General features: G+C 67.2%; 11 protein-coding genes. 6 read left to right on the plus strand and 5 right to left on the minus strand.

Annotated features, from left to right (window positions below; translation table 11 throughout):
• Nucleotides 1-4: 4 nt before the first annotated feature.
• The 5 genes from ACN6O8_RS22575 to ACN6O8_RS22595 are packed head-to-tail and all read right to left on the minus strand — an operon-like array spanning nucleotide 5 to nucleotide 6,615.
• Nucleotides 5-496: an aromatic-ring-hydroxylating dioxygenase subunit beta gene (locus ACN6O8_RS22575; protein WP_427993215.1), complete on the minus strand. Its 492-nt coding sequence runs from the start codon at nucleotides 494-496 to the stop codon at nucleotides 5-7.
• Entirely contained in the window at nucleotides 493-1,806 is a 1,314-nt protein-coding gene (locus ACN6O8_RS22580; protein WP_427993216.1) for an aromatic ring-hydroxylating dioxygenase subunit alpha, read from the minus strand. Before ACN6O8_RS22580 ends, ACN6O8_RS22575 begins: the two co-directional genes overlap by 4 nt.
• A gap of 28 nt (nucleotides 1,807-1,834) precedes the next feature.
• Nucleotides 1,835-2,812, minus strand: coding sequence for a PDR/VanB family oxidoreductase (locus tag ACN6O8_RS22585; protein WP_427993217.1), 978 nt, complete (start codon nucleotides 2,810-2,812; stop codon nucleotides 1,835-1,837).
• Between the two features lie 21 nt (nucleotides 2,813-2,833).
• A complete protein-coding gene (locus ACN6O8_RS22590) occupies nucleotides 2,834-4,378 on the minus strand; it encodes an indolepyruvate oxidoreductase subunit beta family protein (protein WP_427993218.1) in 1,545 nt (514 codons plus the stop codon).
• Nucleotides 4,379-4,389: 11 nt separating this feature from the next.
• Nucleotides 4,390-6,615: a thiamine pyrophosphate-dependent enzyme gene (locus ACN6O8_RS22595; protein ID WP_427993219.1), complete on the minus strand. Its 2,226-nt coding sequence runs from the start codon at nucleotides 6,613-6,615 to the stop codon at nucleotides 4,390-4,392.
• Nucleotides 6,616-6,986: 371 nt separating this feature from the next.
• Between ACN6O8_RS22595 and ACN6O8_RS22600 the strand changes: the two genes are divergently transcribed.
• From ACN6O8_RS22600 to ACN6O8_RS22625, 6 genes are all read left to right on the plus strand, one after another.
• Nucleotides 6,987-7,481 carry a MarR family winged helix-turn-helix transcriptional regulator gene (locus ACN6O8_RS22600; protein ID WP_427993220.1) on the plus strand — a complete coding sequence of 165 codons (495 nt, stop codon included), beginning with the start codon at nucleotides 6,987-6,989 and terminating at the stop codon, nucleotides 7,479-7,481.
• 192 nt (nucleotides 7,482-7,673) lie between these two features.
• Nucleotides 7,674-9,245, plus strand: a complete 1,572-nt coding sequence (locus ACN6O8_RS22605; protein ID WP_427993221.1) for an ABC transporter substrate-binding protein — start codon at nucleotides 7,674-7,676, stop codon at nucleotides 9,243-9,245.
• A gap of 63 nt (nucleotides 9,246-9,308) precedes the next feature.
• On the plus strand, nucleotides 9,309-10,298 hold the full coding sequence (locus ACN6O8_RS22610; RefSeq protein ID WP_427993222.1) for an ABC transporter permease: 990 nt from the start codon (nucleotides 9,309-9,311) through the stop codon (nucleotides 10,296-10,298).
• On the plus strand, nucleotides 10,298-11,212 hold the full coding sequence (locus ACN6O8_RS22615) for an ABC transporter permease (RefSeq protein ID WP_427993223.1): 915 nt from the start codon (nucleotides 10,298-10,300) through the stop codon (nucleotides 11,210-11,212). The genes ACN6O8_RS22610 and ACN6O8_RS22615 overlap by 1 nt, the downstream gene beginning before the upstream one ends.
• A gap of 10 nt (nucleotides 11,213-11,222) precedes the next feature.
• Nucleotides 11,223-12,203, plus strand: coding sequence for an ABC transporter ATP-binding protein (locus tag ACN6O8_RS22620; protein ID WP_427993224.1), 981 nt, complete (start codon nucleotides 11,223-11,225; stop codon nucleotides 12,201-12,203).
• Entirely contained in the window at nucleotides 12,200-13,195 is a 996-nt protein-coding gene (locus tag ACN6O8_RS22625; protein WP_427993225.1) for an ABC transporter ATP-binding protein, read from the plus strand. Before ACN6O8_RS22620 ends, ACN6O8_RS22625 begins: the two co-directional genes overlap by 4 nt.
• Nucleotides 13,196-13,335: the final 140 nt, after the last annotated feature.

Here is a 13,335-nt window from a genome sequence, read left to right on the forward strand (position 1 = left end):
GCTCCTACATGAACAATTGGATGTTGCCGAAGGCGGCGTCGCAGTTCACCAGGTCGACGCGCTTGAGGCGGATGCGCAGCGCGCCGTCCTGCTCGACCAGGTGATGCGTGGCCCAGCCGGCATACAGGGTCTGCGCGTCCTGTCGCGTCTCGACGTAATGGAAGGCGGTGCGCAGCACGTGGCGGCCCTGGTCGGGCGCCGACTCGGGATGGTCGCGCTCGATGACGGGGGCTTGCAGCAGGTGGTGGCAGCGGCTCCCGGGCTGCTGCGAGAACGTGCGCTGGCCGGCCAGCCGCTCGACGCGCACGCGCAGCAGCAGTTTGTCCTCGTACATCAGCGACGCGTGCAGCCTGGGGTCGGTCTGCCCGTGCGCCAGCGGCATCCAGTAGTGGCCGTCGTCGGTGTACAGGTCGAGCCATTCCTCGAAGCGCAGTTCGTCGAGCAGGCGCGCCTCGGCGTACACGAAATCGATCAGGTCGCGGTCGCTCAAGCTCATGCCTGCTCCGTCATGTAGCGGCCCCATGCGCGGTACTGGTTGCGCATCTGCCATTCATTGGTGCCGTTGGTGGTGACGTTCTTCTGGCCGACTTCGGCCGGGTCGTACAGGCGGCCGACGTTGACCCACTCGCGGGCGCGCGATTGCAGGCCGTCCTGGGCGCGTTCGTACATCTCCAGGTCGTCGTGGCCGACCACCGAGGTGGGCGCGTTGATCAGGCGGTTGTACATGAGCGTGCGTTCCAGCAACAGGTCGGGCGCGCCGACCAGGCGGAAGGTCCACGACTCCACCAGGGTGCGGTCGGCGGCGATCGGCTTGAACACGCGCAGGGTCTGGATCGGGCCCTTGACCATGATGTTGGGGAAGTACACGGTGTTGTGGCGCACGTCGCCCAGAATCCGCCGGGCGCGTTCCTCGCCGTAGGCCGCGACCATCGCTTCCCAGTAGCCGGGAACGCCCGAGTACGCGGCGTGGATCGAATCGGACACGCCGGTATGGCCGTGGCCGTTTTCCCAGACGCGGATGCCCATGTTCTCGAAGAATTCGTAGGGCGAGATGAACGGCGCGAACAGTTCCACCGCCATCGGCTTGGGCGTGCCGGCGGGCGCCTGCTCCCACACCTTGACCGCGGTGCCGGCCGAGGATTCGTGCGCCACCATCGGGTGGCAGGTGTCGGTCTGGTTGTCGACCAGCATCTTCCAGTTGCAGCGGTGCATGTAGCGCAGCACGCCGCCGGCCACTTCCAGCCGGCCCTCGGGCGAACGGTCGACCATGTTGTCCAGCGTCGACAACGCGTCGCCGAAGAAGTCCTCGAACGATTGGCCGTTGGGATTCAGGCGGCAGAACACGAAGCCGCGGTGGTTGCGCACGTCTTTCACCGCCGCCATGCCCTGGCTGGCTTCGCACTGTTCCAGGCCGGTGTTTTCGTAGCCCTTTTTCAGCGGGATCGACAGCAGGCTGCCGTCGGTCTTGAAGGTCCAGGCGTGATACGGGCAGCGGAAGAACTTGCCGGTGTTGCCGCAGGCGTCGCCGGCCACCATGGTGCCCTTGTGCGGACAGCGGTTGTGCAGCACGCGCACCGAGCGGTCGCTGTGGCGCACCATCACCACCGGCTGGTTGCCGACGGTGGTGGTGATGTAGTCGCCCGGGTTGGGCACCTGGCTGTCGTGGCCGACGTAGACCCAGGTGTTGGCGTACAGCCGTTCCATCTCCAGGTCGAACAGTTCGTCGTCGATGAACAGATCCTTGTGCACCTCGGTCTCGCGCAGCAGGGCGCGGATGGCATCGGGGTTGTCGCGGTATTTGGCCATTGGGGGTCTCCTCTTGTCGCGCCCGGCCCTACAGATCCAGCACCAGGCGCGCCGACTTGGCGCGCGAGATGCAGATCTGGATGATCTTGCCGCTGGCCTTCTCGGTATCCGACAGGTAGTAGTCGCGGTGGTCGGGCTCGCCCTCCAGCACGGTGGCCTGGCACACGCCGCATTCGCCGCGCTTGCAGTCGTACATCGGGTCGCAGCCTTCCTCTTCCATCACGTCGACGATGGTCTTGTCGGCGGGAATGGTCAGCACCCGGCCGGACTGGCGCAGCTCGACCTCGAAGGGCTGGTCGCCGGCCTGCGGCGCGGCGCTGGCGAACAGTTCGAAATGGATGTGGGCGTCAGGCCAGTGGCGCGCGCGCGCTTCCTGGATGACCGCGTCGATCAGGCCCTTGGGGCCGCACACGTACAGGTGCTGGCGCGGATTGGCGGCGTCCAGCAGCGCCTTCAGGTCGAAGCGGCAGGTCGCGTCGTCGTCGGCGTGCAGCACCAGCGCGTCGCCCGCCAGCGCCTGCAATTCCGGCAGAAACGCCAACTGGTCGCGGCTGCGGCCGCTGTAGTGCAGTTCGAAGGCGCGGCCGGCGGCCTTGAGCGACGCCGCCATGGACGCCACCGGCGTGATGCCGATGCCGCCGGCGATCAGCACCACCGGCGCGTCGCCGGCCGGGCCCTCGTGCAGCGGGAAGTCGTTCTTGGGCCCTTCGACGCTGAGCGTGTCGCCCACCGCCAGGCCGTGCATGTGGCGCGAGCCGCCCGCACTGTCTTGCTCCAGCCGCACGCCCAGGCGGTATTCGACGGGTGCGGCGAAACGGCCGGCTTCCGGGGCCAGTTGCACCAGCGAATAGCAGCGCGGCTCGCGCAGGCCCGGCACGCTGACCTTCAGGTGGGCGCCGGGGCCGAAGGCGGGCAGGGCGCCGCCGTCTTCGCGCGCCAGGCGCAGCGAGCGGATCAGCGGCGATTCTTGCCGCACTTCACGGACGATGAGTTTCAGGGTTTGCACGGCGTCGTCTCTTTGTCGATGTCAGGCGGCCAGTTTCTCGGCCAATTGGCGTTCAAGGGGGCCGCATTTTTCGTCGGCCAGCGCGGCCTCGCGCAGGGCGCGCAGCGAGGCGGCCGCGTCGGGGCGGCCTGCCAACTGGGCGGCCGCTGCGATCAACTGGCGGTATTTGCCGCCGCCGCGCGCGTGGGTGTCGCTATAACCCTTGACCAGGCGGCGGCAGTTCACGGTTTCGACCGCCAGGTCATAGTCGCGCGGCGTCAGGCTGGCGATCAGGTCGAGCCATTGCTTCAGGCCTTCGGATTCGATCTGGTGGCGCAGCGTGCGGCGGCGCAAACGCCGCATGCCGGCCAGCGTGTACAGCATCAGGAAGCCGGCGAGTGTGCCGCTCTGCATGCGGCGGCCCTTGCCCAGGCGCCGTTCGACGAAGCCGCCGAAGGCCTTGGACTGTTCCAGCCAGCGGCCCAGGCCGGCCGGCAGCGTGCCGCAGATTTCTTCCAGCCGCGGGTGCATGAATTCGGTGGTGTAGACCAACTGGCCGGGCTTGGCGCCGACCTCGGCGCGCACCCGTTCGAAGCGCGTGCCGCGCGTCTTCAGATCGGCCACGCGGATGACGTCGTCGTAGGCCATGGCGGTGGCCACGTAGCGCGCGGCGGCGCAGGTCAGTGCCCATTGTTTCGCCTCGCCGCCGTGGCGCGCGTCGAGGTCGCGGATCGCCGCCATGCGCGCCAGGTATTCCTCGGCATACGCCAGGTCCTGGAACTCGATCTGGCGGCGCGCGCCGGCCGTCAGCAGCGGCCGCGCACAGGCGGGGAAGTCGCGGTTGATGCGATCCAGCAGCGCCTGCGTCTTTGCGCTGGCGGCGCGTTCGGGCACGGCGGGCACCGGGCGCGTCAGGTCGATGGCGGCGGGTTGCGCCGGCGCCTGCGCGGCGGCCTCGAAGCCCAGCGCGAAGGCGCGCAGGCTGGCGTCCACGCCGACGCCGGCGCGGCGCACGGTGGCCTCGAAATCTTCGCGCGAAAACGGCAAGGCGCCGCTGCCGGCCACCGCGCCGAACAGACTGGCGCTGATGACGCTGCCGGCGCGGTCGGCCAGATCCTGCAGGTCGAAGCAGAGGAAGCGGCGGGCCGCGGCGCGGCCGGCTTCCAGCACTTTGTTGGGGTCGGCGATGCCATTGCCCGGCGCCGACTTCTCGCTGACCGCGTAGCTGCGGTGCGATGAGGCGATCAGCACGCTGCGGTCGGGCGTGACCAGCCCGCGCTGGATGGCGCGGCCGCCTTCCATCAGCTCGGCCGCCACCACCAGGTCGACGTCGCCCGGGGTGGGCATCAACGCCAGCGCGGGCGCGCGGCCGGCACGGGCCACATCGGCCTCGGGCAGCAGTTCCAGGTAATAGATGGTGGCGCCGGTGCGCTGGGCCACGCCCGGCACCGAGGTGGTCTGGGCCCACCAGCCGGCGTGCTCGGCCATGTCGACGATCCAGTCGGCCAGCACGCCGCCGCCCTGGCCGCCCATGGCCAGGATGGCGATCTTGATGGGGGTGCCTTGCTGCAATGCCACCGGGTTCATGGGGCGGGTCCTCACAGGGCGAATTTGGCCAGGCGCGCTTCGCGGCGGCGCTGCAGGAAGCCGATCACGCCCTGGCGCAGGCGCGCCAGGAAACGGTCGCGGCCGCTGGGGATGTGGACGATGTCGGCGCGGTAGAAAGACGGGCACAGCACGGCGGCGTGCGCTACCTCGCCGCAGTTGCCGCAGCCCACGCAGCTGCTTTCGACGTGGGCCACCGGATCTTCCTTGAGGGGGTCGCCGCTGTCCTTGACCGTCAACGACGGGCAGCCGGACAGCCGGATACAGGCGTGGTCGCCGGTGCAGACGTCGGGGTCGACGCCGAAGCGTTCCTTGACCACGCGCTTGCCCGCCTTGACCGCCTGGTTGAACAGCGGTTTGATGCGGCGCTGCTTGTTCAGCATGCATTCCGACTGGGCGATGATGACCTTGGGGCCCTTGATGTCGGTGGTCAGCGCTTCCTCGATGGTGGCGCGCACCTTGGCCACGTCATAGGTGCGGTCCAGCGTGCGCACCCACTTCACGCCCACGCCGCGCACGGCCTGGTCGATGGGGTTGTTGGTGGAGCGGTCCGGATTCTCGGCGCGCGACGACAGAATGTCCTGCCCGCCGGTGGCCGAGGCGTAGAAGTTGTCGACGATGACGATGACGCCGTCATACTTGTTGAAAACCGCGTTGCCGATGCCCGAGGCCAGGCCGTTGTGCCAGAAGCCGCCGTCGCCCATGATGGAGATCGGCCGCTTGGCCGCCGGCACGTTGAAGGCCGCGGCGCTGGAGGCGCCCAGGCCGTAGCCCATGGTAGTGGCGCCCAGGTTGAACGGCGGCAGGATCGAGAACAGGTGACAGCCGATGTCGCAGGAAATATGGTGCTGGCCCAGCCTCTCCTGCGCCAGCGTCAGGGCCGAGAAGATCGGCCGCTCCGGACAGCCGGTACAGAAGCCGGCCGGGCGCGGCGGCACCACGGCGGCCAGTTCCGCCACGTGCTTGTGGAAGGTGATGGGCTGTTCGGCCGGGCGCGGCGCGGGCTTGGGCCGGATGATTTCGGTGACCTGCAGCGCGGGTTCCGCCACGCCGCTGTCGGCGGCCACGGCGGGATGGGTCTGCAGCGATTCGGGGCGCTCGCGCTTGAGGAACGCGCGCAGGCCGTCGCGCATCACCTGGGTGGTGTATTCGCCGGCCATCGGCAGCACGTCCTTGCCGGCCAGCTTCGTGTCGACGCCCGCCTTGCGCAGCACCGCGTGCAGGGCCTGCTCCAGGTAGTCGGGCTGGCCTTCCTCCAGCAGCAGCACGGCGCGCTTGCCGCGGCAGAAGTCGATGACCTCGTCCTCGATCACCGGGTAGGCCACGTTCATCACATACAGCGGAATGCGGCTGTTGCCGAAGTTGTCCGCCAGGCCCAGCAATTGCAGGGCGCGGATCACGCCGTTGTACAAGCCGCCCTGCAAGATCAGGCCGATGTCGTCATGGTCGCCGTCGAAGTGCTCGTTGAGCTTGTGTTCCTTGATATAGCGGATGGCGGCGGGCCAGCGTTCCTTGATCTTCTCCTGCTCGTGCAGGAACGAGGCCGGCGGCAGCACGATGCGGCTGGTGTCGCGCGCCGGGCTTTCCAGCGCCTCGGCCAGCGAGAACGCCGGCCGCTGGTTGTCCTTGGCGATGAAGCGGCCGTGCACGTGGCAGCCGCGGATGCGCAGTTGCAGCATCACCGGCGTCTTGCTGGCTTCGGACAGCGCGAAGCCGTCTTCCACCGCCTTGACCATGCTTTCCAGGTTGGGACGCGGATCGAGCAGCCAGATCTGCGATTTCATGGCGAACGCGTGCGAGCGTTCCTGCATGATGGACGAGCCTTCGCCATAGTCTTCGCCGACGATCACCAGCGCGCCGCCGGTGACGCCGCCCGAGGCCAGGTTGGCCAGCGCGTCCGAGGCGACGTTGGTGCCGACGGTGGATTTCCAGGTGACCGCGCCGCGGATCGGGTACATGACCGAGGCGGCCAGCGTGGCGGCGGCGGTGGCTTCCGAGGCGCTGGCCTCGAAGTGCACGCCGAGTTCCTGCAGGATGTCGTTGGCGTCGGCCAGCACATCCATCAGATGCGAGATGGGAGAGCCCTGATAGCCGGCCACATAGCCCACGCCGGATTGCAGCAGCGCCTTGGTGACCGCGAGAATGCCTTCGCCGCGGAACTCTTGGCCCGCGCCGATGCGCAACTGCTGGACTTCTTTCTTGAAAGACCTTTCAGCCATCTCGAACTCCTCCACGCGGACCGGCATCCGGGTCCCGCGGCCATGCTGCTTCGCAGCAACGCCATGTCACGAAATTTCGCTCTGAAAAATACTTTAGGAGTCAACGTTTTAGCTGTCAACAAAAAAGATGAAATTTCATGGAATCAAAAAAATATCACGTGAAAACAAGGGTGTATATACTGGTTGTTCTCTACTCGAAGCGTTTGAAAAAGGCCCTTTGATGGTGCAAAAACGGGTTGCGATTCGGGGTATACCCTGTGCTGCGCAACAGCATTGCGCCGCGTCATGGCGCACGCCCGCGCCAGCGTGGTGCAATGCGCCTGCCGGCCTCGGGTCGTCCATTCAATATTGATGCGTGGGAGCGGAACAACATGCGGTCGGACAAGCAGGGCGGTGGCCTCCAGGACAGCGGCGCGCGGTTCGTCGACGACTACCTGGCCTACCTGCTGGCGCAGGCCAGCCAGCGCATCTCGGCGGAATTCCACCAGCAGGTGAAGGCCGCCGGCCTGTCGGTCACGCAGTGGCGGGTGCTGGCGAGCCTGGAGGGCAGCGCCGGCGAAACCATCGGCGACCTGGCGGTGCTGGCCATCACCAAGCAACCGACCTTGAGCAAGGTGGTGCAGCGGATGGAGGCCGAAGGGTGGGTGACGCGCACCGAGGTGCGAACCGACCGCCGCCAGACGCGCGTGGTCATCACCACCAAGGGCCGGCACCTGATCGCGTCGCTTTGCGAGCAGGCGATGCAGCACCAGAAGGCGGTGCTGGCGCCGTTCGGCGAGGACAAGGCGGCGTTGCTGATCGACATGCTGCGGCGCCTGATGGCCGAGCATGTGCCGCTCGACTTGCCGCTGGACGCCGAGGAATAGCGGGGCGCGGCGGCGCTGGTCGAACGCTGTTTACATCAAGGGACAGCGATTTTTTTGTCATATTTATATGTGTCCCTAAATGCGTTTTCCCTGTGTAAACCGCCTCCGGTACGCATAAACCCTTAATTGACGCGGGTCTGGGCGCTAGGCAATATCGCGCCGGTATTCAGACTACAGTCAGGAGTTGAACCTATGCGCCGCACTTTGATTGCCATCGCGATCGCCGCCGCCGTGGCCGTGCCCTCGATCGGGCAGGCCAAGACCTTCCGTTGGGCCGCCCAGGGCGACATCCTCACCTTCGATCCGCACTCGCAGAACGAAGGCATGACGATCGCCGCCAACAGCTATATCTATGAACCGCTGGTGGACTACGACAAGGACTTCAAGGTGGTGCCGCGCCTGGCAACCGAGTGGCAGCAGGTTTCGCCCACGCTGTACCGCTTCAAGCTGCGCCCCGGCGTCAAGTTCCACGACGGCGCCGCGTTCACGGCCGACGACGTGGTGTTCTCGGTGCACCGCGCCATGGCGCCCACCTCGAACTACAAGGCCTACACCACCGGCATCAAGGAAGCGCGCAAGATCGACGACCTGACGGTCGAGATCGAGACCACGGCGCCCAACCCGGTGCTGCTGCGCCAGTTGCCGAACGTGTTCATCATGAACAAGGCCTGGTCGGAGAAGAACAACATCGCCAAGCCGCAGGACTTCGTCAACAAGGAAGAGACCTTCGGCGCGCGCAACACCAACGGCACCGGCCCGTACAAGTTGAAGTCGCGCGAAGTCGACGTGCGCACCGTGTTCGAAGAGAACAAGGACTGGTGGAACAAGCCCAACAAGGTCGGCAACGTCACCGAAGTGGTGTTCACCCCGATCAAGCAGAACGCCACCCGCACCGCCGCGCTGCTGTCCGGCGAAATCGACTTCGTGCTCGACCCGGCCGCGCAGGACCTGGACCGCCTGCGCCAGTCCGCCAAGGTGGTCGAGGGCAACGAGTACCGCACCATCTATCTGGGCCTCGACCAGAAGCGTCCCGAGTTGCAGTACTCGAACATCAAGGGCAAGAACCCGTTCCAGGACGTCCGCGTGCGCGAGGCGCTGTACCGCGCCATCGACGTCGACGCCATCAAGCGCGCCGTGATGCGCGGCCTGTCGGCGCCCACCGGCACCATGATCGCGCCGCAGGTTCACGGCTGGACCGAATCGCTGCACAAGCGCGTGCCGTACGATCCCGAAAAGGCCCGCGCCCTGCTCAAGGACGCCGGCTACGACGGCACCCTGAACTTCACGCTCGACTGTCCCAACAACCGCTACATCAACGACGAAGCCATCTGCCAGGCCGTGGTCGGCATGTGGGCCAAGGTGGGCGTGAAGGCGACCATGAACGCCATGCCGCGTTCGACCTACTTCCCCAAGGTGCAGAGCTCCGACACCAGCGCCTATCTGTTCGGCTGGGGCGTGCCCACGTTCGACGCCATGTACACGCTGCAGAACCTGATCCGCACCAAGGGCGAGGGCGCGGACGGCATGTACAACCTGGGCAACTACAGCAACAAGGAACTGGACGCGATCATCGACCGCATCAAGACGGAAACCGATGTGGCCAAGCGCGACGCCGACATCCGCAAGGTGCTGGAAGTCCACGCCCAGGAATTCGGCCACATTCCGCTGCATGACCAGGTCATTCCCTGGGCCATGCGCAAGAACGTGTCGGTGATCCACCGCGCGGACAACCGCCTCGTTGCCGACTGGGTCAAGGTCGACTGACCCCGCCCCGGCTAACCAGACAGCGAGGCCCCGCGGGGCTTCGCTGTCTTGCCTTTCCCGCCTATGTTCGCTTTCATACTGCGTCGCCTGTTGCAGGCCGTAGCGGTGATGCTCACCGTCGCGCTGCTGGCCTTCGTGCTTTTTCAATACGTTGGCGATCCTGTCACCATCATGCTGGGACAGGATGCCACCGATGCCGAGCGCATCGAACTGCGTGAGCGCCTGGGGCTGAACCAGCCCGCCATCGTCCAGTTCGGCCACTTCGTGGCCAACGCCGCGCAAGGCAATTTCGGCATTTCCCTGCGCCAGAGCGAACCGGTCTCGACCCTGCTCAAGTCGCGCCTGCCGGCCACGCTGGAGCTGTCCCTGGTGGCGGCCCTGCTGGCGCTGGTGGTGGGCGTGCCGCTGGGTGTGTACACCGCGCTCAAGCGCAACAGCCTGCTGTCGCAACTGCTGCTGGCCGGCTCGTTGCTGGGGGTGTCGCTGCCGACCTTCCTGATCGGCATCCTGTTGATCCTGGTGTTCTCGGTGCAACTGGGCTGGCTGCCAAGCTACGGCCGCGGCGATACCGTGGCGCTGGGCTGGTGGACCTCCGGCCTGTTCACCGCGAATGGCTGGAAGCACCTGATCCTGCCGTCGATCACGCTGTCGCTGTTCCAGATGACGCTGGTGCTGCGGCTGGTGCGCTCGGAAATGCTGGAGGTGCTGCGCTCGGACTACATCAAGTTCGCCCGCGCCCGCGGCCTGAAGCGCCGCGCCATCCATTTCGGCCATGCGCTCAAGAACACCATGGTGCCCGTCATCACCATCACCGGGTTGCAATTGGGCGGCATCATCGCCTTCGCCATCGTGACCGAGACGGTGTTCCAGTGGCCCGGCATGGGCCTGCTGTTCATCCAGGCGGTGCAATTCGCCGACGTGCCGGTGATGGCCGCGTACCTGTGCCTGATCGCGCTGGTGTTCGTGGTGATCAACCTGATCGTCGATCTTCTGTATTTTGTCGTGGATCCGCGCCTGCGTTCCGGGCTGACCCGCGGCGGAGGTGGCCACTGATGCGTGCCATACTGAAACGCTGGTGGGACAGCGATATTGCCTGGGCCTGGCGCCGCGCGCCCGTGGCCATCGTCGCCACCGTGCTGCTGGTGGCCCTGCTGATCGGCTCGTTCGGCGCCGGCTGGGTGGCGCCGCACAATCCGTTCGACCTGACCCAGGTCGAACTGCTGGACGCGCTGCTGCCGCCGGCCTGGTCGCCCAACGGCCAGTCTACCTATCTGCTGGGCACCGACAGCCAGGGCCGCGATCTGTATTCCGCGATCCTGTACGGCACCCGCGTGTCGCTGCTGATCGGCCTGGCCTCGGTGCTGCTGTCGATGCTGATCGGCATCGTGCTGGGGCTGATCTCGGGCTACGCGGGCGGGCGCATCGATGCCTTCATCATGCGCATCGCCGATGTGCAGTTGTCGTTCCCGGCGATCCTGATCGCGCTGCTGATCGACGGCGTGGCGCGCGCGGCGGTGCCGCGCGAGCTGCACGAGATCATCGCGTTCCCGGTGCTGATCGGCGCCATCGCGCTGGCTGGCTGGCCGCAGTACGCGCGCACGGTGCGCGGTTCGACCCTGGTGGAGAAGAACCGCGAATACGTGCAGGCGGCGCGCGTGATCGGCGTGGCCTCGCCCGTCATCATGTTCCGCCACGTGCTGCCCAACGTGCTGGGGCCGGTGCTGGTGCTGGCCACCGTGCACCTGGCGACCGCCATCATCACCGAGGCGACGCTGTCGTTCCTGGGGGTGGGGGTGCCGCCGACGGCGCCGTCGCTGGGCACGCTGATCCGCATCGGCAACGATTTCCTGTTTTCCGGCGAATGGTGGATCACCATCTTCCCGGGCGCGGCGCTGGTGCTGCTGGTGCTGTCGGTCAACCTGCTGGGTGACTGGCTGCGCGACGCGCTGAATCCACGCCTGAACTAGAGATATACCCATGAGCGCATTACTTGAAGTCCGCAATCTGCGCGTCGAGTTTCCGACGCGCCGCGGCACGCTACGCGCCCTGGACGACGTGTCCTTCTCGATCCAGGCGGGCGAGGTCCTGGGCGTGGTGGGGGAGTCGGGCGCCGGCAAGTCGCTGACCGGCGCGTCGATCATCGGCCTGCTGGAGCCGCCCGGCCGCATCGCCGGTGGCGAGATCCTGCTGGCGGGCCGCCGCATCGACAATCTGCCGGACGAGCAGATGCGCCGCGTGCGCGGCCGCGAGATCGGGGCGGTGTTCCAGGACCCGCTGACGTCCCTGAATCCGCTGTACACGGTGGGCCGGCAACTGGCCGAGACCATCGTCACGCACCTGGACATGAGCTGGTCGCAGGCGCGCAACCGCGCGGTCGAGCTGCTGGCGGCGACCGGCATCCCGGCGGCGCGCGAGCGCATTGACCACTATCCGCACCAGTTCTCGGGCGGCATGCGCCAGCGCGTGGTGATCGCGCTGGCGCTGGCGGCCGAGCCCAAGCTGGTGGTGGCGGACGAGCCGACCACGGCGCTGGACGTGTCGATCCAGGCGCAGATCATCGAACTGCTCAAGCGCCTGTGCCGCGAACAGGGAACGGCGGTGATGCTGATCACGCACGACATGGGTGTGATCGCGGAAACGGCGGACCGGGTGGCGGTGATGTACGCCGGGCGCGTGGCCGAGATCGGGCCGGTGCGCGACGTCATTCACCAGCCGCGCCACCCGTACACGACGGGGCTGATGGGGTCGATCCCGTCGCTGCAGGGGCATGCCGAGCGGTTGGTGCAGATCGACGGCAGCATGCCGCGGCTGAACGCGATTCCGCCGGGCTGTGCCTTCAATCCGCGCTGCGGGCGGCGCCTGCCGCGTTGCGGCCAGGAGCGGCCCGAACTGATGCCGGCGGGCACGTCCCGCGCGGCCTGTTGGTTGCATGCAAACGCAGTCGAGGTGGCCACATGAGCACGCCGTTGGTGGAAGTGAAGGACGCGGCGCGCTGGTTCGATGTGTCGCCGCCCTGGCTGGAACGCAAGCTGGCGGGCAAGCCGCGGGTGATGCTGCGCGCGGTGGACGGCGTGTCGTTCGAGATCAAGCGCGGCGAGACCCTGGCGCTGGTGGGCGAATCCGGTTGCGGCAAGTCGACGGTGGCGCGCATGCTGGTGGGGCTGTATGGCCTGACGCGCGGCGACATCCGCTTCGACGGCCAGCCGCTGTCGCGCATGTCGGAGCCGGGCGGGCGCGAGCTGCGCAAGCGCCTGCAGATGATCTTCCAGGATCCGTACGCGAGCCTGAATCCGCGCTGGCGGGTTGGACGCATCATTGCCGAGCCGATGCTGACGCACACCAGGATGACGCCGGCCGAGCGCACCGCGCGAGTCGGCGAGCTGCTCAGGCAGGTGGGGCTGGACCCGGCCGACCAGGGCCGCTATCCGCACCAGTTCTCGGGCGGGCAGCGCCAGCGCATCTCGATCGCGCGGGCGCTGGCGGTGAATCCCGAGTTCCTGGTGTGCGACGAGCCGACCTCGGCATTGGACGTGTCGGTGCAGGCGCAAGTGCTGAATCTGATGAAGGATCTGCAGCGGGAACTGGGGCTGACGTATCTGTTCATCTCGCATAATCTGGCGGTGGTGCATCACGTGGCCGATCGGGTCGGGGTGATGTACCTGGGGCGGATGGTGGAGGTGGCGCCGCGCGATGAGCTGTTTGCGCGGCCGCGGCATCCCTATACGCGGATGCTGCTGGCGGCGATCCCGGATATCGATGGGGCGGGCAAGCCGCGCACGGCGGTGGCGGGGGAAGTGCCGAATCCGTTGAATCCGCCGTCGGGGTGTACGTTTCATCCTCGGTGTCCGCATGCGAATGAGCGGTGCAAGGCGGAGGCGCCGGTGGCTCGGATGGCGGGAGTGGCGGTGGTGGCTTGCCATGCGGTGGAGGAGGGGCGGATTGCGGGTTGATCTTTTGCTTGCTGGTCTTGTGAGGGGTTCTTGAGGCGCCTGTCGCGGCGGGCGGCGGGGGATGCGGGGCTACGATTGCGGTCCGGAGCCTTCGCTCCGGACTGCCCCTGCGTCAACCTCGTACGCCTTCGGCTCCCTAC

It is taken from the genome of Achromobacter sp., assembly GCF_050285565.1.
Classification (GTDB): domain Bacteria; phylum Pseudomonadota; class Gammaproteobacteria; order Burkholderiales; family Burkholderiaceae_B; genus Achromobacter.